Here is a 22,966-nt window from a genome sequence, read left to right on the forward strand (position 1 = left end):
CGGTATCCCGCCTTAATTCAGATGCTCTGGTAACTCAGTTGCCGAGTAATTCACTTACTATACTATGCTGAAGGTGTTCGCGAAGTATATAAGTTTATCTATATGAAATGGAATAAATAGTCGATTTTCTGATACTGATTGAGAGTAAAGACTCTTTCACGTGACGTTCAAAAAATCGACTTTTTATCTTGGATAATTCAGTGGAATCTCCTGCTTCAATTATGAAAACATTAAGTGATGAACGGAGATTTACTGATATTTTTATAGCAATTCCAGAAAATAATGCAATTAAGACAGTTCAGCATTTTCCTGTCTTTCGTGCTTTGCAGGAGTGCATTAGTTGCATTGTTTTCTGGGATTATAAAAGAAAGATAGGATGGGGAGTTAAAAAACAAATATGGATTATCAGTCAATTGTAACATTTGTTATGGAAATGGCCGGTTCAGTGGCGTTTGCTGCTTCCGGAGCGATGGTGGGCGTTGAACGGAATATGGATATTTTCGGCGTGAGCGTTCTGGGAGTTGCAACAGCAGTAGGCGGAGGAATGATCAGGGATATTGTTCTGGGGATCATCCCTCCGGCTGTATTTACCAATCCTGTATATGCACTGGTGTCAGTGCTTGCTTCCTGCATTGTTTTCTTTATTTTTTATTTCAAGAGAGAATTGCTTCAGGGGCACAGGCGTGAGACCTACGATAAAATCATGCTGGCAATGGACTCTGTCGGGCTTGGGATTTTTACAGTAGTAGGAGTAAATACAGGAATCCGCCAGGGATATATGGACAATGTGTTCCTGCTTGTATTTCTTGGAACCATTACGGGAGTAGGCGGCGGTTTGCTTAGAGATATGATGGCGAGTGTACCGCCGTATATTTTTGTAAAACATATCTATGCCTGTGCCTCCATCATTGGTGCAGTTGTATGCGTATATATGAATCGATTTGTGGGAAATGTACAGGCTATGGTAGTATCATCAATTGTAGTGGTGCTGATCCGATATCTGGCAGCACATTACCGCTGGAATCTGCCCAGGCTGTCACCACATGAATAGGAAGGATACCGTATAAAATCAGACAGGTAATATTTAGCGCAGTCAGGCTGAGTTTGTCTGACTGTCTTTTCGTTCGAGGAGGAAAATTATTGATAATCGGAGCATCTACAGTTTCAGATTTTGTGGCGGTCAGACGGCTGCGGGCAAATTTATCAGGCTCGCGATTACCGGATTCTACACCGAAATAGTCAGCTTCTGTTACATGTGCGGCATCCGCGATGCTGACGGTAAATGCACCGCGTGCTTTGATATTCTGTACGGTTTTATGGGTCTCGGTAAGGTTCAATGCAACTGTGTCACGTTCCTGCATCGTACCCCAGGCAGCGTTCATTACATTGATGCTTCCGTCTTCATTATAGGTTGCAACCATCAATACAGGCATAGGAAAAATGCCTTCTGTAATATTTAATTTTTTTCTCATTACAACAGCCCCTTTCAGATTCAATTGACAGGATAATATATCCTGCTATAAATGAGCAAGTTTGAAAAAATGCACAAAATTATCCTGCTAATTTCATAAATGCTTCAAAATCATCACTTGCTTTTGCACATAGGAATAGATACTGATACTTTTCCTGATGAACGGCACTACAGATTCGATGATATCCATCTTGAAAAGATCGATATTTGCCAGTTCCTGTGACACAAATACAATGTGCCAGTGACATCAGCAGCCAGTATCTCTGTATTTCCTTTGAGAAACGGATCTGGTATGTATCCAGTGCCAGACGGTTTTTACATTGCCTGAAAAATATCTCGATCGGCCATCGACACACATAACAGGAAAAGATCTCTTTCTTTTATGCAAAATCACGAACTTGCTCATTTATAGTGATATAAAACAACATCAATGCATGCTGAAATATGTAAAAAGGCAATCGTATAAAATTGCGATTGCCAGATTTTAATATTTACTGCTTTAAGGTTAGGATTGTATGGAAGGTACCGGAATCATTATCATAATACATTTGCAAATTTCCATGGTACTGTTTTACGACTTTTTTAATGCTTTTGATTCCGAATCCATGTCTGCCATTGTCTGATTTATGGGATATAGGAAGTCCCTCTGGATTATATACAGGGGTATTTTGGCAGGAGTTGATGAGTATGATAATAAGAAAGGGTGAATTTTCTTTCTTTTGTACGGTGAGCTCAATAAAAGAGTCTGGAATATTCTCTGCTGATTCCACTGCATTCTCCAATAAGTTACAGAATAAAGAAGTCAAATCGCGCGGATATATATGTTGTACCGTGCCGCTTCTGATGTCAGTGTGAAAAATAATGTGCTTATCATTGCAGTGGCGCTGATAGCGGCACAGAATGGAGTTTAGCATTTCATGATCACAGAGTTTTGTGGTTTCCTTTAAGTCGGAAGATTCCATGAGTTGTTGTATATAGTCATTTATTTTATCGGAATCATTTTTTTCGTTCAGTAATCTGATTGATTGAAGATGTTTCTTTATATCGTGGATCAAAATGCTCTGGTTCTCGTTTTGTGCAAGCATCATTTCATAGTATTCAACAGAATCGGATTCTTTCTGGAGCAGTAACTGCAAATCGGCATATTCCTGTGATCTTTTTGCGTTATATTGGTTGATTCCAAATACAAGTAGGTTGACCAGCAACAGAAAAACGGCACAGATTGTTACTAGAAAATCAACCGGTGGGGCATATGCGGTTGTTTCACCAATAGAAAGAAGAGTAAACATCATAAGAATAGAGGAAAGCGGGATGAACATCAAGAGAATTTCGGAGTGACCGTACGGTTCTTGAGCTGCTTTGTTCCCCTTGAAGAGCCAACTTAACAAGTAAACGACTGCAAAAAAGGTAATTTTGCTAAATACGGTATAAAAAACAAGTCCGACACTTGCTTCTAAGAGAAAATGGGGAAAGAATCTTGATATCATCCCCAAAACTGCAAGTTCAGATATTCCCATAATCGCTGTAAGTATAGCGGAATGGAAGAGTGCCAATAATAACTTGAGGTTAAACATTATATAGAGGAAAACAGTGTTTATCACAAAAAAACTGATAATATTCAGCCATGTTTGCCCAAGCAGGGAAAGAAAAAACAACAGTACATAAAGAACACTTAATAGAGTCAGTCTCTTTTTACCGCTATGAGAAGGGGAAAAAAGGCTGGCGGCGTACTGCCATAAGATAACCGCTTCTGTAAAAAAACTAAAAATAAGTAAAATAATATATTCCATTTATTTTCACCTCATGCTTTCCAGATATAGTAGATATGCATTTCTGAAGGAACTGTATTTCCTGCGTGTCAGGTAAGCGGTAATCTGAGGATTTGATAAATGTACGGTGGAGTGATCAAAGTCCACAATATGTTCGAAGTTAACAATAAAGCTCCGGTGTGTCTGAAAAAAACTGTTTTGGGGAAGCTTTTCCAACCAGTAATTCATATTATGAATAGAGTCAAAGTCCTGACGGGCAGTATGTACAATTACTTTTCGCCCCTGAGCTTCTATGGCAATAATCTGCGAAGCAGGAAACGAATATACCGCCTGTTTTGTTTCCACAGGAATTTTGAGTGTAATGGAATTGTAATAAGCTAAGGCATCCTTCAGATTTCGGAAAAAACGCTGCTTATCTAGAGGTTTGGAAAGGTAACGGAATACATGAAAACGCATTGCTTCATCCAAATATTCAGAATAAGAGGTGACAACAAAAACGATCACATTTCTATTTGCTTTTTTTAATTCATTCCCAACATAGATTCCATTCATGCCAGGCATTTCGATATCCAGAAAAACAATATCCTTTTCACCTTTGTCAGTTAACAAAGCTTCACCACTGGTAAAAGAAACTAATTCAGGACATTTTAAATGGTTGGACTCAAAGTAGGATTCGATATACTTCTTCAATTGTTCAATGATCAGAGTGTCATCATCACAAATTAAAATACGCATTTTTTCACCTGACTTTCTAAATAGATGTATGTGTACATCTTATCACATAGAATTTCCAAATGCAAAAAATGCGTATGAAAAGACAATTTAATTACAATTTTGGTTCATTATGTGTTGCTTTGTTATTTCGTTTTACAAGCAGTTCGATAAAGTCTCCGGCAAGCTCTATGTCGGATTGATTACATAACCGTAGTTTATCAATAATATCCTGTGGAATATTATAAGCGTGCATACTGCCGAGCAGAAGGTAGTCAGGTGTAACATTGAGTAAATTACAAATCTGAATGAAAATATCCAGACTTGGTTTTTGCCTTCCGTTTTCGATTGATGGCATATGGTTATTGGATATATTTAATCTTTCGGCAAGTTCTGCCTGTTTTATCCGTAATTCTTTTCTGCGTATTTTGATGCGGTTTCCCATACCTTCATATTGAAATTCTATTTATCCCACCTTCTTTCAGTAGAATTTTACCAATAGAACTAAATAAAAAGAAGAATGTAACAAAGAACTATTCTGCAATATATTAAACAAACTGATATTTATATATAAATAATTCTGTATCACATATTATTTTTCGTAGAAAAGAGGGAAATTATCCAATATTGTAAAGAATCATTCCGTTCATTCCAAAGGGGTCGTTTATTTGATTAAAGTGGTATATGATTGCTTATGTGAAAATCAATGACAAATTTTAGTGGAAAGGAGAGAGGTCATTATGAAGAAAGAGGTAACTAAATCGGTTGCAAAAGGAATGAAAGCAGCATTAGATGTTGTGTTACGGACAGAAGCTAACACAGCTTCTTGTCTTATCATGTATCAGCCTAAGGCACCGAAAGAATTAATGAACTACAGGAGAAACAAGTAATGGAAAAATGTACAGATACAGTAGTAAATTGGATGATCCGGTGTAATGCGATAAACGAGGCGGATAAGGAACTTTACAAGTATGCATTATATAGTTTTTTTCTATTGGTATCACCACTTATCCTTGCAGGAGTTATTGGCTTTGGCTTGGGAAGCGTAAAACACGGAGTTGCTCTTATTTTTCCGTTTGTGGTTCTGAGAAAATTTAGTGGTGGTTATCATGCAAAAAATTTGCACACTTGTATTCTTGGATCTGGTTTTCTATTGTTTCTGTGCATAATGTTATCAATGCATGTGCAATGTGATTTGAAGTTGGCAATAGCTACAGTTATTGCGTCTGTGAGCCTGATTACATTTAGTCCAATAGACAGTGAAAACAGAAGACTTGATACTAACGAGAAAAGGACATATAAAAAAATAACAGTGTTCTTCGTGATACTGTTTGGGCTGTTAGATATAGCTTTATTTTTGCTGGGAAAGTACATCTATACAATCTGTTTTTCTGTTGGGATATTACTGACAGCAGGCTTACAAGTACCTTGTATCGTAAAGAAAATGTGTAAATCGACCAAAAACAGACTGTAAATGTCGTTTGGTGCAAAAGGGGTTGAAATCATGGCAAAAATAAAGATAATAAAGTTTGTCATTGATTTGATCAAAGTTCTTTATTTACAGTTAATTCAGTTTGTTCATTGAAAGGGAGTGGATTCCAATGGGACAATGATAGAATTCTATCACTTTAAATTGAGTAGTTCGGTTCGGAGTAGTTAAACGGGCATAATGGAGGTAAAAGATTAAAATGACACATAAGAAAGAAGTTGTTTTTAGCTTGTTGTTTGTAATAATGGTGTTATGTACAGGCTGCAGTGATAAAGATAATGGAGATACGTCTAAAAATAACAGGACTTCAGGAGAATCATTTGTTCAAGAAGAAACTATTGAGAGTACTGACAATACAGACAATGCAGACGGCAGCTCGGCACCAACGCCAGAACTGAAAACGCCCCGAACGAAAAAGGAATTGGAAGATGCGCTTGGTACAGTGAATGAGTCGGGAAAATGGACGCCACCAGCCGGTTCTCATATAGATCCCAAAACAGGTAATATACTGAATAAAGATGGGGTCGTGGTTGGAACTACGCAGGAACCTTATAGTAAAGCACGTCCAGGTTCTCAAGGATGATGATATGGTGTAAAAAAATTATGGGAGGAAAAGATTATGAAGTATATGAGAAAAAACTCATTTGTAGTGTGTTTGGTCATAAGTGCAATTCTTTTGACAAGTTCATTTGCAATGCCGGTGCTTGCTGCGGAAAATACAGGAATTGAAACAAGCTCTGTCACGAGAAGCGTACCGGGATATTACAAGTGCACAGGGTCGGATGTAAATATCAGATCAGGCCCTGGAACACAATATACAATAGTAGGCACATTGAATTATGGCACAAAAGTATATGTATATTCTATCAGTAATGGGTGGGCCAAAATTTCTCTTGGCGGCATTTACCGTTATGTTAGTGCCGATTACCTTCGGGAGCTTTAAGGAAAAACATTTAATATAAACGAGGCATAGGTAAATAGCTGTATGGGCTGCCGCACTGAAAAGTTTGGTGCGGCAGCACTTTTATTTACTTTTTTAATTGAAACTACAAATGGACAAATTCTAAAAAACGTCCCAAAAACAGTATTCTGTGTTTGGGTTATAAAGACAAATTTAAAATATATAGATATTTCCGGTGGTTCGTGGTATGATAAAAATAGAAACAAAAGTGCTATTTCAAGAAAGGGTGATGGTTATGGCATTGGCACAGGCAACAAAATCCCATGAACCAACTTATACAATCAATGATGCAATGGATGTTCTTTTGTCAAGGCTGGATGAAGCCATTGATGATATGGAAAGTGACAGAGTGCAGATAGTGGAAGAAGCATGGGCAGAAATTGATGCAATATAAGGGGTACGGATGGAAAAAAGAAAATACAAAGTTGTAATTGCCCAGAGCGGCAAGCTGGATGTGAAGGAAAAAAGAAATATATCCTTCAGCAATTTAAATACCGGGAGTATGCAGAGGATTTTTCCCAAAAGATTAAAAAGCGGTTCTTGCACTTGACACACTTCCTACCAGATATAATACAATAGGCTTCCGATATCGTGGCTATGATATTTACATGAAATATACTGCCTGTTTTTTAACGCCATTGGAATTGTTAGAAAGAAAGATTAAAATAAGAGACACCAGCAATCAATACGCTGATGTCTCTTATTAATATTACCTGATTGTTGATAAATAATTTACTTTGTATCCTGCAGTGCGAGATAACCTTCTTCGCCTGTACGGATCTTAACGACATTTTCAATGTCATATACAAATACTTTACCATCACCAATCTGACCGGTATGGAGGACTGCCTTGGCAGTTTCGATAACTTTCTGTACAGGTACGAGACTTACAACAATCTCAATTTTGACCTTAGGAAGAAGATTCATTTCCATCTCAACACCACGATAGTAGGATGGAGCACCTTTCTGTACCCCACATCCAAGTACGTTTGTGATGGTGATACCTGTAACGCCAATCTCATTCATTGCCTGCATAAATTCATCAAGCTTATTCTGACGGGTGATGATAACAACTTTTGTAAGCTTATGAACGCCTTCTTTCGGAAGTTCAGGAACTGATTCAGCAGGAGCAGAAGGTCTGGCTGTGACAACAGGAGCTTTTATGGAAGTTCCCATAGGAGTCGGAACACCAGCCATTGCGAAACCGTCATAAGCACTTGCAAGACCATGTTCTTTGGAGTCAAGACCTGCGATCTCTTCTTCAGCTGAAACACGAAGTCCGATTGTATGTTTGATTACCTGGAAGATAATTGTCATAGTAACAACAACCCATGCGATTGTGATGATCATACCAGTGAACTGAACACCAAATCCGTGGAAGCCGCCGCCTGTAAGGAGTCCTTTCCAGTCTGTGCCTGATCCGTCTGAGAAAAGACCAACTGCAAGGGTACCGAAAGCACCGTTTAAACCATGAACACCGACAGCACCAACAGGGTCATCAATTTTCAGAACCTTGTCAATAAATTCAATACCAAATACTACGATAAAACCGGAAGCAATACCGATGATTGCTGCGGATGTAGGAGAAACTGTGTCGCATCCTGCTGTAATTGCTACAAGTCCTGCAAGAGAACCGTTCAGAGACATGGAAACATCCGGTTTTTTGTAACGTACCCATGTGATGATCATAACAGTTACAGTTGCAACAGCTGCTGAAAGGTTAGTAGTAACGAAGATTTTACCTGCACTTACGATTGCATCGCCTTCCATACTTACTGTGGAAGCACCGTTAAATCCGAACCAGCAGAACCAGAGGATAAATACACCTAAAGCGCCAACTGTAAGGTTGTGTCCCGGGATAGCCTTTGATTTGCCGTCCTTTGTATATTTACCGATACGAGGTCCAAGGATGATGGCACCGATCAGAGCTGCCACACCACCTACCATATGTACTGCACAGGAACCTGCGAAATCGTGGAATCCCATCTGGCTGATAAATCCACCGCCCCAGATCCAGTGTCCGGATACCGGATATACAACAAGACTGATCATAAGGCTGTAGATGCAATAGGAAAGGAACTTGGTACGTTCTGCCATTGCACCGGAAACAATTGTTGCGGATGTTGCACAGAATACTGTCTGGAAGATTAAGAATGCCCAGAAAGGAACTCCGTCAGGAAGCATTCCTGAACCATAGTGTGCTTCTGTGGCAATACCACCGATCTTTCCGATAAATCCATTACCTGCACCAAACATCAGACCGAAGCCGACCAGCCAGAAGACCGGGGTTCCGATACAGAAGTCCATCAGGTTTTTCATAATAATGTTACCTGCGTTTTTGGCTCGTGTGAAGCCTGTTTCTACCATTGCGAATCCGGCCTGCATAAAGAAGACCAGCGCGGCGCCGACCAGCACCCATATTGTGTTTACTGCGGAAAATTCCATAATAATATTCCTCCCTCATAAAAATTTCCTCATATTTTATAAAATGCAAAAAGCGCGATGCCTGGAAATGTAGCCAGTTCATCGCGCTTTTGCGAATATAAAATCCATATTTATAGTGTATTGCATAACTGATGTAATAGAAAAGACATTTCGTATGACTGTATGCAATGCAGTTTAAAATCAAAATTATATGTAAAACAGGAGAACATCAAAATATCGTGTGATTAATGGATGAGGAAATCGATAATGAATTATGAAGTAGAGTTCATAAAGATATTCCCCTGTTATTACCTGTTAATTAAACGGAAAACAGAAGCTTGTCATATGTAGGATATGGAAGCAGTGCATCCGGAATCAGAGTTTCTGCTGCATCTACAGACTTTCTGAGTTCATCCATATCAGAAAGAACAACTGTCTGGTATGCTTTTGCATTAGCCAGAGGATCTTCTGTAGCAAGCGCTTTGGCAGTGTCTGCTTTTAAGGTCTCAAGACCTGTGGAAATCTCATCAGCAAGCTGTGACAGCTCTTTGATCAGTTTTCCTTCAGAAGCTGTGCTGACATCTGAAACAACTGATTTTTTAGCAACAGCAGTAGCTGCAACTTTGTCGATATATGCGAATACAGATGGAAGGAAATCCTTCTGTACCATTTCAACCATAGTATTGGACTCAATGTTAAGAATCTTGGAATAGGATTCCAGCCAGATCTCATAACGGGATTCAATTTCTTCTTTTGTGAAGATATGATATTTGGTAAAGAGTTCAATATTTTTATCTGCGATCCACTGAGGAAGAGCATCTGGTGTAGATTTCAGGTTAAAGAGACCTCGTTTCTCAGCTTCTTCGATCCATTCGTCTGTATAACCGTTTCCGTTAAAGATAACACATTTATGATCAATAATTGTCTTCTTGATCAGTTCGTGGATTGCATCCTCCATCTTGTCTTCCGGTACATCCTTTAACTGTTCTGCAAACTGGTGAACACACTCAGCAACAGCAGTGTTTAAAATAATGTTCGGGTTTGCAACAGAAGCTTCGGAACCAAGCATACGGAATTCGAATTTGTTACCTGTAAATGCGAATGGTGAAGTACGGTTTCTGTCTGTATTGTCTTTTACGAAATGTGGAAGTACTTTTGCACCGATATCCATCTGGACTGCGCGGCTTCCTGCAAAATATTCGTCATTTTCGATAGATTTTAATACTTCTGTCAGTTCATCACCGAGGAATACGGATACAACAGCAGGCGGAGCCTCGTTTGCACCAAGACGGTGATCATTTCCTGCACTTGCTACAGAAATACGAAGTACATCTGCGTATTCATCAACTGCTTTGATAACAGCTGTCAGGAAAATCAGGAACTGTGTATTTTCAGCAGGTGTTTTTCCCGGATCAAGGATATTTACACCGGTATCTGTAATCATAGACCAGTTGTTGTGTTTACCACTTCCGTTGATTCCCTCAAATGGTTTCTCGTGAAGAAGGCATACAAGTCCGTGCTTGTCGGCAACTTTCTTCATTACTTCCATTGTTAACTGGTTGTGGTCAACCGCAACGTTTGTTGTATCGAATACAGGAGCCAGCTCATGCTGTGCAGGAGCAACTTCGTTATGTTTTGTTTTGGCAGGAATACCAAGTTTCCAGAGCTCTACATCCAGGTCATGCATATAAGCTGCGACACGAGGTTTCAGAGCACCGAAGTAATGATCTTCCATTTCCTGGCCCTTAGGAGCAGGAGCACCGATCAGTGTACGTCCGCAGAATACAAGGTCTTTTCTCTGTTTGTATAATTCCTTGTCTACCAGGAAGTATTCCTGTTCAGGACCTACAGTTGTATTTACGTGTTTGATATCTTTATTTCCTATTATATGGAGAAGGTTTGTAGCTTCTTTATCAAGTGTCTGCATGGAACGAAGGAGAGGAGTCTTTTTATCAAGAGCTTCTCCGCTGTAGGAGCAGAATGCTGTAGGAATGTAAAGGGTTCCGTCTTTGATGAATGCCGGTGATGTCGGATCCCATGCTGTATATCCTCTTGCCTCGAATGTGGCACGAAGACCGCCTGACGGGAAACTGGAAGCATCCGGCTCACCTTTTACAAGTTCTTTACCTGAGAAATCCATGATCACCTGACCATCTCCTGTAGGAGAAATGAAGCTGTCATGTTTCTCTGCAGTTACGTTTGTCATTGGCTGGAACCAGTGAGTATAATGAGTGGCGCCGTTCTCGGTAGCCCATTCTTTCATTGCAACAGCAACGGAGTTGGCAACATCAAGTTCAAGGTGTGTACCGCTCTCGATTGTTTTCTTTAATGCTTTGTACATGTCTTTTGGCAGTTTACTTCTCATTACTTTGTCGTTGAAGACCAGGCTGCCGTACAGTTCAGGGATATTCTGTGCCATATAGGTACTCTCCTTTCGGTTTGCAATATTTTCTGAATATGTGTAGTGCCGCTGCAGATCACCATTGTGACTGCCTGCGGTTTTCGTCTCATAGAAAATTCCTCATCGAACATTTTCTATGAAACGAAAGTTTTATAAAACGAAAAAAGCGCCCTGGATGAGATCTCTGTAGATCTTTCCAAAGCGCCTTTGCTTTATGTGCTGTACTATAAACGAAATGAAAACAGATGTCAAGCACTTTTTTTGAAAAAATTCAGAAAAAATTTTTGAGATATGGCAAAAAAAGGATAGGTTGACAAATTTGTTTCTATTATTATAATTTGATTTTGGAACCCGTCAAACATAAGAAAACAATGTCAGCGGGTTTTGAAAGTAAAGTTAAAGTCAGACAAGAGAATACGATCGGAGGAAATCAGATGGCTGGAATAAAAGAAGAGTGCGGCGTCTTTGGAATTTATGATCTGGATGGCGGCAATGTAGTTCCGTCCATATATTATGGACTGACTTCCCTGCAGCACAGAGGACAGGAATCCTGCGGACTTGCAGTTTCTGATACTAAGGGAGAGCGTGGAAATGTGAAGTTTCATAAGGATCTGGGACTTGTAAGTGAAGTTCTCAGACAGGATGTTGTCCGTAAATATGAGGGGGATATTGGTATTGGTCATGTAAGATATTCCACAACAGGAGCTTCTGTTGCAGAGAATGCACAGCCCCTTGTTTTGTCTTATGTAAAGGGAACTCTTGCACTTGCACATAACGGAAATCTGGTTAATACACCGGAACTGAAATGGGAACTGATCCAGAATGGAGCGATTTTCCATACAACTACAGATTCAGAGGTTATTGCGTTCCATATCGCAAGAGAACGTGTGCATTCTAAAACAGTAGAAGAGGCAGTGCTAAAGACTGCAAAGAAGATCAAAGGTGCATATGGTCTGGTAGTTATGAGCCCGAGAAAACTGATCGCAGTCCGCGACCCATATGGACTGAAACCATTGTGTCTCGGTAAAAGAGGAAATGCTTATGTTATTGCTTCTGAGAGCTGTGCTCTGACATCTGTAAGTGCGGAATTTATCCGTGACATTGAGCCGGGTGAGATTCTTACGATCACAAAAGACGGACTGAAGTCAAATAAAGAGCTTGCGTCTGCTGCTGCAAAACGCGCGCATTGTGTGTTTGAGTATATATATTTTGCAAGACTTGACAGTACCATTGATGGGGTGAAGGTCTATGATGCCAGAATCCGCGGCGGTAAATCTCTTGCCAAGTCTTATCCTGTAGAGGCAGATCTTGTAACAGGTGTACCGGAGTCCGGACTCCCTGCTGCAAAGGGATACTCCGAAGCATCAGGAATCCCGTTTGCATTTGCGTTCTATAAAAACAGCTATATTGGAAGAACATTTATCAAACCGACTCAGGAAGAACGTGAGTCCAGTGTTCATCTGAAACTGAGTGTGCTGGAATCTGTTGTAAAAGATAAGAGGATTGTTCTGGTGGATGATTCTATTGTTCGTGGAACAACCATTGCAAACCTGATCCACATGTTAAAAGAGGCGGGAGCAAAGGAAGTGCATGTACGTATCAGTTCACCGCCATTTTTACATCCATGCTATTTCGGAACGGATGTGCCGTCAAATGATCAGCTCATTGCAGCCAGCCACAGCACGGAGGAAATCTGTAAAATGATCGGGGCAGATTCTCTTGGCTACATGCAGACAGATTATCTGGAAGGAATGGCGGGCGGCCTGCCCTTATGTAAGGCATGCTTCGATGGAAATTATCCGATGGAGATTCCGGATTATACAAATGCGGAGTTTGCAGATATTGTGAAGTGTTAAGTCGCAAAAATTCATAAAAAATGCAGAAACCTGTCGATGATATATGGAATCAATCTCACATAATGGTAAAACCAATATAGGGTGGAATCATACATAGTGTATAAAATAATGCTGTGAAAACATATATAAACGAATAAAATGCACAATAGAACCCCTGCGCTTTATGAAAATTGGATAAATTTAAAAACTTGACAAATTCTGAAATGTGGAACATAATATGGGCGTCTGATAGAAAAAAACAAAGAATGTTTTCAGAAAGGGTGATCACGATGTCACAGAGTAAAATCAAGTTAAATGCAACTGAAGAGGTGCAGGAATTTGTGAATGCTGCAAGCAGATGTGATTTTGATATTGATGTTTATTACAACAGATTTTTAATTGATGCCAAATCAATCCTTGGTGTACTTAGTCTGGATCTGACCAGAGAACTGACAGTAGACTGCCACGGGGAGAGCCGGGAATTTGATCGTACATTGAAGAAATTTGCAGTTGCATAAATTTTACATTTTTATAACCGAATAATTATCGCAGAGAAGACGGGTCTGGAAGATGAACTTCTACAGATTCGTTTTTTCTGTATTATGACTGTGTTCAGAGTAATTTCATAAAATATAACTGCTTCATAGTTTATCAGAAGGAACTTATTTGATTTGTTTTTGCTTAAAAACGGGAAATTCATTATTGACAAACGAAAAAAAATGTTTTATAGTATAGCATATTTTTAAAGAAAGCCAATTGAACATATTATTATAGAAGATATGATGATCTGACAAAGGCGTCAGATGCAGAATACCAGATGGGTCAAGTGCCCTCTGATAGCTGCATCTGACGCTTTTTTATTAACAAAGGATGATGGAGGAGGAAATCAAAATGGCAGTGAAATACGTATTTGTTACAGGAGGAGTTGTTTCCGGTCTTGGAAAGGGAATCACAGCTGCATCTCTGGGGCGTCTTCTGAAAGCGAGAGGATACCAGGTAACCATGCAGAAGTTTGATCCTTATATCAATATCGACCCCGGAACCATGAACCCGATTCAGCACGGAGAAGTTTTTGTAACAGACGATGGTACAGAGACAGACCTGGATCTGGGACATTATGAGAGATTCATTGATGAGAGTCTTGATAAAAATTCCAATGTGACAACCGGTAAGGTTTACTGGTCTGTTCTTCAGAAAGAACGTCACGGGGATTTCGGCGGGGGTACCGTACAGGTAATTCCTCATATTACAAATGAGATTAAGAGCCGTTTCTACCGCGCCAAATCACCGGAGGAAAACAAGATTGCCATTATCGAGGTGGGAGGAACAGTCGGTGATATTGAAAGCCAACCGTTCCTGGAAGCAATTCGTCAGTTCCAGCTCAATGTGGGACATGACAATGCAATCCTGATCCACGTAACATTAATTCCTTATTTAAAGGCATCTGAAGAACTGAAAACAAAACCTACACAGGCAAGCGTGAAGGAACTTCAGGGAATGGGAATTCAGCCGGATATACTGGTGTGCAGAAGTGAACATGAGCTGACAGAGGACATTAAAGAAAAAATCGCTTTATTCTGCAACGTACCTGTATCACATGTACTTCAGAACCTGGATGTGGAATATTTATATGAAGCTCCTCTTGCAATGGAAAGAGAGAAGCTTGCAGATGTAGTTCTTTCAAGTCTCCGTCTGGAAAACAGAAAACCGGATTTAAGTGACTGGGAGGAAATGGTAGAAAGTCTGAGAAATCCGAATAAAACAGTAAAGATCGCAATTGTAGGAAAATATACACAGCTTCATGATGCATATCTCAGTGTAGTAGAGGCACTGAAACATGGCGGAATTTCCTGCAGAGCCAAGGTAGAGCTTGACTGGATCGATTCTGAAGAACTGACAGAGAAGAATCTGGATCAGCAGCTTCACAATGTAGATGGTATCCTGGTTCCGGGTGGTTTCGGAAACAGAGGTACAGAAGGAATGATCCTGGCAGCACAGTACGCAAGAGTACATAAGATTCCATATCTTGGAATCTGTCTGGGAATGCAGATGGCAATTGTAGAATTCGCCCGTCATGTACTTGGATACGAAGATGCAAACAGTATTGAACTGAATCCGGAAACTAAACATCCGGTAATTGCATTAATGCCGGATCAGGAAGATATCGAAGATATCGGTGGAACCTTAAGACTTGGAAGTTATCCATGTATTCTTGCAGAAGGTTCCAGATCCTATGAACTCTTTGGCAAAAAAGAAATCCATGAGCGTCACAGACATCGTTATGAAGTAAACAATGCATTCCGTAAAGAACTTCAGGAGAAGGGAATGAATATCGTAGGAACTTCCCCTGATAATCATATCGTAGAGATGATCGAGATCGCAGGGCACCCGTTCTATGTAGGAACTCAGGCCCATCCGGAATTCAAATCCCGCCCGAATCATGCACATCCTTTATTCAGAGGATTTATTCAGGCGGCTGTAGATTTCAAAAGTAATTAATTACTTTTGAAAGCCTCCGGCGGATTGCAGAACTGCGCAGAGGTAAATGTCATACAAAGCATGACGCGCAGCTCGCAGCAAGTACGCTGGAGCGTACTTGATACTAATAAGTGAAGAACAGCAGAAAAAATAGAAAGGATGAGGAGATTATGAAAGAAGTGAGAGAACAGCAGCAACAGCAAGGTCTGTACCGGTCTGAATTTGAGCATGACAACTGTGGTATCGGAGCAGTTGTCAATATCAAAGGCAAGAAAACCCACGATACTGTTGCAAATGCATTAAAGATAGTAGAACATCTGGAACACCGCGCAGGTAAGGATGCAGAAGGCAAAACTGGTGACGGTGTAGGTATCCTTCTCCAGATTTCCCATAAATTTTTCAAGAAAGCCTGTAAGAAAGAGGGATTTGAGATTGGCGATGAGAGAGAATATGGCATCGCACAGTTTTTCTTCCCGCAGCACGAGATCAAACGTGCACAGGCAAAGAAGATGTTTGAGATCATTCTTGAGAAAGAAGGCCTGGAACTTCTTGGCTGGCGTCAGGTTCCGGTATTTCCGGAGGTACTCGGACATAAAGCCAGAGAATGTATGCCATGTATTATGCAGGCATTTATCAAAAAGCCGGAAGATGTGGAAAAAGGTCTTCCATTTGACCGTATGCTCTACATTGCAAGACGTGAGTTTGAACAGAGTAATGATAATACTTATGTAGTTTCCATGAGCAGCCGTACCATCGTTTACAAAGGTATGTTCCTGGTTGGACAGCTTCGTACTTTCTTCGAAGATCTTCAGAACCCGGATTATGAATCTGCAATCGCCATGGTACATTCCCGTTTCAGTACCAACACAAACCCAAGCTGGGAGAGAGCACATCCTAACCGCTTTATGGTACACAACGGTGAGATCAACACCATCCGCGGCAACGCAGATAAGATGCTTGCAAGAGAAGAAAATATGGAATCACCATATCTGGAGGGACAGCTTCATAAAGTGCTCCCTGTTGTAAACAGAAATGGTTCCGACTCTGCAATGCTTGACAATACACTGGAATTTCTGGTAATGAGCGGTATGGAACTTCCGCTTGCAGTGATGATCACAATCCCTGAACCATGGGCAAACAATGACACCATTTCCCAGGCAAAACGTGACTTTTATCAGTACTATGCAACTATGATGGAGCCATGGGACGGACCTGCATCTATCCTCTTCTCAGACGGTGATGTGATGGGAGCTGTCTTGGACAGAAACGGTCTCCGTCCATCCAGATATTATATTACCTCCGATGGTTATATGATCCTTTCCTCAGAGGTGGGTGTTCTGCCAATCCCGGAAGAGAAAATCGTATTAAAAGAGCGTCTCCATCCTGGAAAAATGCTTCTTGTAGATACTGTAAAGGGAAAAGTAATTGATGACAATGAACTGAAAGAGGGATATGCAAAAATGCAGCCATACGGTGAATGGCTGGATAGTCATCTGGTACAGTTAAAAGATATCAAGATTCCTAACGAAAGACCGGAAGAATATACACCTGAGCAGAGAGCACGTCTGCAGAAAGCATTCGGCTATACTTATGAGCAGTACCGTACTTCCATCAGAAACATGGCGTTAAACGGAGCAGAGAGCATCGGAGCTATGGGTGTGGATACCCCGCTTGCAGTATTTTCCAAACAGAACAGACCATTATTTGACTACTTTAAACAGCTCTTCGCACAGGTTACCAACCCTCCGATCGATGCGATCCGTGAGGAAATCGTTACCAGCACAAGTGTTTATGTAGGCAAAGACGGAAACCTGTTGGAGCAGAAACCGGAAAACTGTCAGGTATTAAAGATTAATAACCCGATCCTGACAAATACAGATATGATGAAGATCAAGAGCTTCAAACATGAGGGCTTCAAGACAGCAGTTGTTTCCACCTTATATTACAAGAGCACCAAGCTTGAGAGAGCTATTGACCGTCTTTTCGTAGAAGTAGATAAAGCATTCCGCGAGGGTGCAAACATCCTTGTTCTTTCAGACAGAGGAGTAGATGAAAACCATATGCCGATTCCGTCACTTCTGGCAGTATCCGCAGTTCATCAGCATCTGGTAAAGACGAAAAAGAGTACCTCCCTTGCAATTATTCTGGAATCCGGTGAGCCAAGAGAAGTACATCACTTTGCAACCTTACTTGGTTACGGTGCAAGTGCCATCAACCCGTACCTTGCCCTTGAGACCATTCATGAACTGATCGACAGCCATATGCTGGAGAAAGACTATTATGCAGCAGTAGATGACTACAATCATGCAGTCATCAGCGGTATTGTAAAGATTGCTTCCAAGATGGGTATTTCCACCATCCAGTCTTATCAGGGATCTCAGATCTTCGAGGCAATCGGTATTTCCTCAGATGTGATCGAGAAATACTTTACTGGTACAGTCAGCCGTGTAAGCGGAATCACTCTGGATGATATTGAAGAAAATGTAGAGAAGCTTCACTCAGAAGCATTTGACCCATTAGGACTTCCTACAGACCTGACTCTGGACAGCGTAGGCGCACACAAGATGAGAAGCCAGGGAGAGGAACATCGTTACAATCCTCAGACTATCCATCTTCTGCAGCAGTCCACATGGACAGGAAGCTACGATCTGTTCAAACAGTACACAGATCTGGTAGATAAAGAAAACCACGGAAACTTAAGAGGACTTCTGGACTTTAAGTTTGCTGAGACTCCGGTTCCACTTGAAGAAGTGGAGAGCGTAGATGATATCGTAAAACGATTTAAGACAGGTGCTATGTCCTATGGTTCCATTTCACAGGAAGCACATGAGACACTGGCAATCGCCATGAATCACCTTCATGGAAAATCCAATACAGGTGAGGGCGGTGAAAGTGACGAAAGACTGGATTCCGCAGGAAGCAGCGATGACAGATGCTCCGCGATCAAACAGGTTGCCAGCGGACGTTTCGGTGTAACCAGCCGTTATCTTGTATCTGCAAGAGAAATCCAGATCAAGATGGCACAGGGTGCAAAACCTGGTGAAGGCGGACATCTTCCTGCAAAGAAGGTATATCCATGGATTGCCAAAACCCGTCATTCTACACCAGGTGTCAGCCTGATCTCCCCGCCACCGCATCACGATATCTATTCTATCGAGGACCTGGCACAGTTAATCTATGACCTTAAGAATGCAAATAAATATGCAGATATTTCTGTTAAACTGGTATCTGAAGCAGGTGTGGGCACAGTTGCAGCAGGTGTTGCCAAAGCAGGTGCGCAGACAATTCTGATCTCCGGTTATGACGGAGGTACAGGTGCAGCTCCAAGAAGTTCTATCCACAATGCAGGACTTCCATGGGAACTGGGACTTGCAGAAACACATCAGACACTGCTTAAAAATGGGCTGAGAAATCGTGTCCGCATTGAGACAGACGGTAAGCTTATGAGTGGTCGTGACGTTGCAATCGCAGCATTGATGGGTGCAGAGGAATTCGGCTTTGCAACAGCTCCTCTCGTAACCATGGGATGTGTAATGATGCGTGTATGTAACCTGGATACCTGCCCGGTAGGTGTGGCAACACAGAATCCGGAACTCCGCAAGAGATTTAAAGGAAAACCGGAATATGTAGAGAATTTCATGCGCTTTATCGCACAGGAATTAAGAGAGTATATGTCTAAACTGGGATTCCGTACAGTCAGCGAAATGGTTGGACGTACAGATCTTCTGGTTCAGACAGACAATGTACCAGAACCACATCAGGGTAAAGTAGATTTAAGTGCAATCCTGAACAATCCATTTGCAGGCAAAGATCAGAAAGTTACCTTTGACCCGAAGGCTGTATATAATTTCGAACTGGAAAAAACCATGGATGAAAAAGTTCTGGTTAAGAAATGCGCAAATGCAATCAATAAAGGTCAGAAAACAGAGCTTTCTGTAAATCTGACAAACATTGACCGTACATTCGGAACCATCCTTGGTGCAGAGATTACCAGAAAGAATAAAAACGGACTTGCAGATGACACCATCACTGTACACTGCAACGGTGCCGGCGGACAGAGCTTCGGTGCATTTATCCCTAAAGGACTTACACTGGAACTGACCGGTGACAGTAATGACTACTTTGGAAAAGGACTTTCCGGTGGTAAACTGATCCTGAAGGTTCCGGAAAAAGCTGCATACAAAGCAGAAGAGAATATTATTGTAGGTAATGTTGCCCTTTACGGTGCAACCAGTGGTACTGCATTTATCAATGGTGTTGCAGGCGAGCGTTTCGCAGTTCGTAACTCCGGTGCATCTGCAGTTGTAGAAGGTGTAGGAGAGCATGGTTGTGAATATATGACAGGCGGCCGCGTAGTCGTACTTGGTAAGACTGGCAAGAACTTTGCAGCAGGTATGAGCGGCGGTATCGCATATGTACTGGATGTAGACAATGTCCTCTATAAGAACCTGAACAAGGCTATGATTTCCATCGAAAAAGTGGAAAACAAATATGACAAAAAAGAACTCCGTGACCTGATCGAAGCCCATGTAGAAGCTACAGGCTCCAAACTCGGTGCGAAAGTTCTCGCTGACTTTGATTACTATCTGCCACACTTCAAGAAACTCATTCCGAATGAGTACAAGAAGATGATCACTTTAAGTGCGAAACTGGAAGAAAAAGGACTCAACAGTCAGCAGGCACAGATGGAAGCGTTCTATGAAAGTATTGGCGCTAAACATTGATAATAATTGAATATATCGTGTGAACTTATCAATGTTGCCCCGTCATCTTTTAGAATAAATAAAAAGGTGGCGTGGGCCATACCATTATTGCCGCAGCAAGTGCGGCGAAGAGGAGGAAATCATGGGCAAACCAACAGGATTTTTAGAATATGAGAGAGAGACGGCAAAAGTTCTGCCGCCAAAGGTCCGCATTGCAAACTTCAAAGAATTCAGGACCCCATTAAATAAAGAGAAACAGAAACTTCAGGGCGCACGCTGCATGGCATGCGGCGTCCCGTTCTGCCAGTCAGGTATGATGATCGGCGGTATGGCATCCGGCTGCCCTCTGCACAACCTTGTACCTGAGACAAACGATCTGGTTTATACAGGCAACTGGAAACAGGCATTCTTAAGACTGAGCAAGACACATAGCTTCCCGGAATTTACTTCCCGTGTCTGCCCCGCACTCTGTGAAGCAGCCTGCACCTGTAATATAAACGGAGAACCGGTATCCACCAAAGAAAACGAACGTGCGATCATTGAGACAGCCTATGAGAACGGATGGGTAACCCCGCAGATCCCGGAAGTACGTACAGGCAAATCTATAGCAGTCATCGGAAGTGGTCCCTCCGGACTGGCAGCAGCCCAGCAGTTAAACAGACGAGGCCACAGTGTAACTGTATTTGAAAGAAAAGACCGTGTAGGCGGACTTCTCCGCTACGGTATCCCTAACATGAAGCTGGATAAAGCTGTTGTTGACAGAAGAATCCATCTTATGGAAGAAGAGGGAGTTAAATTTGTTACAAATGTAAATGTAGGAAAGGACATCAAGGCAGAAGAACTTCTGAAACAGTTCGACCGCGTCATCCTTGCCTGCGGAGCATCCAATCCACGAGACATTAAAGTTCCGGGACGTGATGCAAAGGGAATTTATTTCGCAGTAGATTTCCTGGGACAGGTAACAAAAGCGCTGTTGGATTCTGACTTTGCCAAAGTTCCATATGAACTTGCCAAAGGTAAAAATGTTCTGGTCATCGGTGGCGGTGATACAGGAAATGACTGCGTAGGAACATCTATCCGTCTGGGTGCCAAATCTGTGATCCAGTTAGAGATGATGCCCAAGCCGCCAGTGGAAAGAACACCATCCAATCCATGGCCGCAGTGGCCGAGAGTCCTCAAAACAGACTATGGCCAGGAAGAAGCCATTGCTGTATTCGGACATGATCCACGAGTATACCAGACTACGGTTACCGAGTTTATCAAAGACAAAAACGGAAACGTCTGCCAGGCAAAACTCACGAAATTAAAGAGCGAAAAAGATCCAAAGACAGGACGTATGATGATGGTACCTGTAGAAGGAACAGAAGAAGTCATCCCTGTAGACGTAGTTCTTATCGCAGCCGGATTCCTTGGCAGTGAGAAATATGTAACAGACGCATTCAAGGTAGCCATTAATGGAAGAACCAATGTAGATACAAAACCAGAGCAGTATCAGACCTCCGTAGACAAAGTCTTCACAGCAGGAGACATGCACAGAGGCCAGTCACTGGTAGTATGGGCGATCCGCGAAGGCAGAGAAGCTGCGAAAGCGGTGGATGAATCACTGATGGGATATTCCTATCTGTAAAAATAAGATAAAATATGAGAAAGGTGCTATTGTCTGACGGAAAAGGATGTCAGGCAACAGCACCTTTTTTGAAAGTGATTTTGGGGTCTTGTATTATAATAATTATAGTTGACAGAGAATAATACATTTGCTACACTAAATTTGTATATCTAAGATAATTTTTGAACCATTCGGCTCATCCATTTCCCTTTATGATTAAGTACAAAAGACAGTATTTTTGAATTTGTATTTTGCGTATTTTTCTTTCGGAGAATACGGAAACCTTTTCAAATTTGGCATAGAAAAATTGATTGACACCATATACGATACCACATATAATGTAAATAGGAGATATAAGAATGTCAAAATGGGATAAACTGATAACACGTATATGTAATTTATCAAAAGATCTTCGGTTTGATGAATTGCGAAAAGTATTGGAAAGTTATGGATATGAAATGAATGTTCCGAGAAGTGGAAGCAGTCATTATACATTTAGAAAGTCTGGATGTATGCCTATTACAATACCAAAACATGAGCCGATAAAGAAAGTATATGTAGAAATGGTAAGGGAAATAGTAGAAAGTGAGGCGAAGAATCATGAAGACGCTGAATGATTATATGTCAATGTCCTATCGTATGGAAGTTGTAGAAGATAAAACCGAAGGAGGATTCGTAGTTTCGTATCCGGATCTCCCTGGTTGCATTACCTGCGGAGAAACAGTGGAAAGTGCAATTTCAAATGCCCTGGATGCAAAAAAAGCATGGCTTGAAGCTGCATTAGAAGAAGGGGTAGAAATCCATGAGCCGGATAGTCTTGAAGATTATTCTGGACAGTTTAAACTGAGAATTCCAAGAAGCCTGCATAGACTACTGGCAGAACATTCTCAGAGGGAGGGAATCAGTATGAATCAGTACTGCGTATATCTTCTTTCGAGAAATGATGCGGTATTCTCAAAATAGCGATTATAAGTAAGCTGCAAAGCATGTTATTGAGAGCGGAATGCACAGTAACATGGAAAGAGCCGATGAAAAAATAAGCAGTTGACAAAGAACAGGTACATTGTTATAATTGCCTACATGAACAAAGGCGTTCTTTCTATAGAAAAGTAACTGTA

Annotated in this window: 20 protein-coding genes; 14 read left to right on the top strand and 6 right to left on the bottom strand. The window is 41.2% G+C overall.

All coding sequences use genetic code 11. The features are described 5' to 3' along the window. Nucleotides 1–397 precede the first annotated feature (397 nt). Complete coding sequence (locus tag LJE09_RS12885; protein WP_008704940.1) at nt 398–1,051, top strand: trimeric intracellular cation channel family protein; 654 nt, start codon at nt 398–400, stop codon at nt 1,049–1,051. Here the strand turns inward: LJE09_RS12885 and LJE09_RS12890 are convergent. From LJE09_RS12890 to LJE09_RS12905, 4 genes are all read right to left on the bottom strand, one after another. Beyond that, complete coding sequence (locus LJE09_RS12890) at nt 960–1,472, bottom strand: flavin reductase family protein (protein ID WP_055057567.1); 513 nt, start codon at nt 1,470–1,472, stop codon at nt 960–962. The genes LJE09_RS12885 and LJE09_RS12890 overlap by 92 nt on opposite strands. Nucleotides 1,473–1,962: 490 nt before the next feature. Beyond that, nucleotides 1,963–3,261 carry a sensor histidine kinase gene (locus LJE09_RS12895; protein ID WP_022381200.1) on the bottom strand — a complete coding sequence of 433 codons (1,299 nt, stop codon included), beginning with the start codon at nt 3,259–3,261 and terminating at the stop codon, nt 1,963–1,965. Nucleotides 3,262–3,267: 6 nt separating this feature from the next. After that, nucleotides 3,268–3,975, bottom strand: a complete 708-nt coding sequence (locus LJE09_RS12900; RefSeq protein WP_022381201.1) for a LytR/AlgR family response regulator transcription factor — start codon at nt 3,973–3,975, stop codon at nt 3,268–3,270. A gap of 91 nt (nt 3,976–4,066) precedes the next feature. After that, entirely contained in the window at nt 4,067–4,396 is a 330-nt protein-coding gene (locus LJE09_RS12905; protein ID WP_118342240.1) for a helix-turn-helix domain-containing protein, read from the bottom strand. Nucleotides 4,397–4,691: 295 nt separating this feature from the next. Here LJE09_RS12905 and LJE09_RS12910 point away from each other — a divergent pair, with 295 nt between their 5' ends. The 6 genes from LJE09_RS12910 (at nt 4,692) to LJE09_RS12935 (ending at nt 6,951) form a co-directional block, all read left to right on the top strand. Then, nucleotides 4,692–4,841, top strand: a complete 150-nt coding sequence (locus LJE09_RS12910) for a cyclic lactone autoinducer peptide (RefSeq protein ID WP_008704934.1) — start codon at nt 4,692–4,694, stop codon at nt 4,839–4,841. Continuing rightward, nucleotides 4,841–5,425: an accessory gene regulator ArgB-like protein gene (locus LJE09_RS12915; protein ID WP_227311413.1), complete on the top strand. Its 585-nt coding sequence runs from the start codon at nt 4,841–4,843 to the stop codon at nt 5,423–5,425. The genes LJE09_RS12910 and LJE09_RS12915 overlap by 1 nt, the downstream gene beginning before the upstream one ends. A gap of 214 nt (nt 5,426–5,639) precedes the next feature. Continuing rightward, entirely contained in the window at nt 5,640–6,023 is a 384-nt protein-coding gene (locus tag LJE09_RS12920) for a hypothetical protein (RefSeq protein WP_008704932.1), read from the top strand. A 36-nt stretch (nt 6,024–6,059) separates the two neighbouring features. Next, nucleotides 6,060–6,383: an SH3 domain-containing protein gene (locus LJE09_RS12925; RefSeq protein WP_020993697.1), complete on the top strand. Its 324-nt coding sequence runs from the start codon at nt 6,060–6,062 to the stop codon at nt 6,381–6,383. Nucleotides 6,384–6,588: 205 nt separating this feature from the next. Then, entirely contained in the window at nt 6,589–6,795 is a 207-nt protein-coding gene (locus LJE09_RS12930) for a hypothetical protein (RefSeq protein ID WP_025579443.1), read from the top strand. A gap of 9 nt (nt 6,796–6,804) precedes the next feature. Next, nucleotides 6,805–6,951 carry a hypothetical protein gene (locus LJE09_RS12935; protein ID WP_155513483.1) on the top strand — a complete coding sequence of 49 codons (147 nt, stop codon included), beginning with the start codon at nt 6,805–6,807 and terminating at the stop codon, nt 6,949–6,951. Nucleotides 6,952–7,133: 182 nt separating this feature from the next. On the opposite strand, the gene LJE09_RS12940 is transcribed toward LJE09_RS12935, so the two are convergent. Both LJE09_RS12940 and LJE09_RS12945 read right to left on the bottom strand, forming a co-directional pair. Further along, a complete protein-coding gene (locus tag LJE09_RS12940; RefSeq protein ID WP_025579445.1) occupies nt 7,134–8,846 on the bottom strand; it encodes an ammonium transporter in 1,713 nt (570 codons plus the stop codon). A gap of 298 nt (nt 8,847–9,144) precedes the next feature. Beyond that, nucleotides 9,145–11,244, bottom strand: coding sequence for a glutamine synthetase III family protein (locus LJE09_RS12945; RefSeq protein WP_055201275.1), 2,100 nt, complete (start codon nt 11,242–11,244; stop codon nt 9,145–9,147). 416 nt (nt 11,245–11,660) lie between these two features. Between LJE09_RS12945 and purF the strand changes: the two genes are divergently transcribed. The 7 genes from purF (at nt 11,661) to LJE09_RS12980 (ending at nt 22,811) form a co-directional block, all read left to right on the top strand. Next, the gene (gene purF, locus LJE09_RS12950) at nt 11,661–13,082 is read left to right on the top strand and encodes an amidophosphoribosyltransferase (RefSeq protein WP_022381205.1); all 1,422 of its coding nucleotides are present in this window, start codon (nt 11,661–11,663) and stop codon (nt 13,080–13,082) included. Between the two features lie 269 nt (nt 13,083–13,351). Beyond that, complete coding sequence (locus tag LJE09_RS12955) at nt 13,352–13,579, top strand: HPr family phosphocarrier protein (RefSeq protein ID WP_020993699.1); 228 nt, start codon at nt 13,352–13,354, stop codon at nt 13,577–13,579. Between the two features lie 373 nt (nt 13,580–13,952). Then, nucleotides 13,953–15,560: a CTP synthase gene (locus LJE09_RS12960; RefSeq protein ID WP_196049654.1), complete on the top strand. Its 1,608-nt coding sequence runs from the start codon at nt 13,953–13,955 to the stop codon at nt 15,558–15,560. 149 nt (nt 15,561–15,709) lie between these two features. Then, on the top strand, nt 15,710–20,263 hold the full coding sequence (gene gltB / locus LJE09_RS12965) for a glutamate synthase large subunit (protein WP_196049656.1): 4,554 nt from the start codon (nt 15,710–15,712) through the stop codon (nt 20,261–20,263). A gap of 121 nt (nt 20,264–20,384) precedes the next feature. Continuing rightward, a complete protein-coding gene (locus tag LJE09_RS12970; RefSeq protein ID WP_173683692.1) occupies nt 20,385–21,869 on the top strand; it encodes a glutamate synthase subunit beta in 1,485 nt (494 codons plus the stop codon). Nucleotides 21,870–22,207: 338 nt separating this feature from the next. After that, entirely contained in the window at nt 22,208–22,465 is a 258-nt protein-coding gene (locus LJE09_RS12975) for a type II toxin-antitoxin system HicA family toxin (protein WP_025579462.1), read from the top strand. Further along, nucleotides 22,449–22,811, top strand: a complete 363-nt coding sequence (locus LJE09_RS12980; RefSeq protein ID WP_008704906.1) for a type II toxin-antitoxin system HicB family antitoxin — start codon at nt 22,449–22,451, stop codon at nt 22,809–22,811. The genes LJE09_RS12975 and LJE09_RS12980 overlap by 17 nt, the downstream gene beginning before the upstream one ends. Nucleotides 22,812–22,966 lie beyond the last annotated feature (155 nt).

The sequence above is a fragment of the Blautia sp. DFI.3.45 genome, assembly GCF_020593505.1.
GTDB classification, from domain to species: domain Bacteria; phylum Bacillota; class Clostridia; order Lachnospirales; family Lachnospiraceae; genus Blautia_A; species Blautia_A wexlerae.

Excerpts from the sequence above, each read along its gene's own strand:
- LJE09_RS12885 (WP_008704940.1), top strand. The coding sequence starts at position 398 with ATGGATTATCAGTCAATTGTAACATTTGTTATGGAAATGGCCGGTTCA.
- LJE09_RS12890 (WP_055057567.1), bottom strand. The coding sequence starts at position 1,472 with ATGAGAAAAAAATTAAATATTACAGAAGGCATTTTTCCTATGCCTGTA.
- LJE09_RS12895 (WP_022381200.1), bottom strand. The coding sequence starts at position 3,261 with ATGGAATATATTATTTTACTTATTTTTAGTTTTTTTACAGAAGCGGTT.
- LJE09_RS12900 (WP_022381201.1), bottom strand. The coding sequence starts at position 3,975 with ATGCGTATTTTAATTTGTGATGATGACACTCTGATCATTGAACAATTG.
- LJE09_RS12905 (WP_118342240.1), bottom strand. The coding sequence starts at position 4,396 with ATGGGAAACCGCATCAAAATACGCAGAAAAGAATTACGGATAAAACAG.
- LJE09_RS12910 (WP_008704934.1), top strand. The coding sequence starts at position 4,692 with ATGAAGAAAGAGGTAACTAAATCGGTTGCAAAAGGAATGAAAGCAGCA.
- LJE09_RS12915 (WP_227311413.1), top strand. The coding sequence starts at position 4,841 with ATGGAAAAATGTACAGATACAGTAGTAAATTGGATGATCCGGTGTAAT.
- LJE09_RS12920 (WP_008704932.1), top strand. The coding sequence starts at position 5,640 with ATGACACATAAGAAAGAAGTTGTTTTTAGCTTGTTGTTTGTAATAATG.
- LJE09_RS12925 (WP_020993697.1), top strand. The coding sequence starts at position 6,060 with ATGAAGTATATGAGAAAAAACTCATTTGTAGTGTGTTTGGTCATAAGT.
- LJE09_RS12930 (WP_025579443.1), top strand. The coding sequence starts at position 6,589 with ATGATAAAAATAGAAACAAAAGTGCTATTTCAAGAAAGGGTGATGGTT.
- LJE09_RS12935 (WP_155513483.1), top strand. The coding sequence starts at position 6,805 with ATGGAAAAAAGAAAATACAAAGTTGTAATTGCCCAGAGCGGCAAGCTG.
- LJE09_RS12940 (WP_025579445.1), bottom strand. The coding sequence starts at position 8,846 with ATGGAATTTTCCGCAGTAAACACAATATGGGTGCTGGTCGGCGCCGCG.
- LJE09_RS12945 (WP_055201275.1), bottom strand. The coding sequence starts at position 11,244 with ATGGCACAGAATATCCCTGAACTGTACGGCAGCCTGGTCTTCAACGAC.
- purF (WP_022381205.1), top strand. The coding sequence starts at position 11,661 with ATGGCTGGAATAAAAGAAGAGTGCGGCGTCTTTGGAATTTATGATCTG.
- LJE09_RS12955 (WP_020993699.1), top strand. The coding sequence starts at position 13,352 with ATGTCACAGAGTAAAATCAAGTTAAATGCAACTGAAGAGGTGCAGGAA.
- LJE09_RS12960 (WP_196049654.1), top strand. The coding sequence starts at position 13,953 with ATGGCAGTGAAATACGTATTTGTTACAGGAGGAGTTGTTTCCGGTCTT.
- gltB (WP_196049656.1), top strand. The coding sequence starts at position 15,710 with ATGAAAGAAGTGAGAGAACAGCAGCAACAGCAAGGTCTGTACCGGTCT.
- LJE09_RS12970 (WP_173683692.1), top strand. The coding sequence starts at position 20,385 with ATGGGCAAACCAACAGGATTTTTAGAATATGAGAGAGAGACGGCAAAA.
- LJE09_RS12975 (WP_025579462.1), top strand. The coding sequence starts at position 22,208 with ATGTCAAAATGGGATAAACTGATAACACGTATATGTAATTTATCAAAA.
- LJE09_RS12980 (WP_008704906.1), top strand. The coding sequence starts at position 22,449 with ATGAAGACGCTGAATGATTATATGTCAATGTCCTATCGTATGGAAGTT.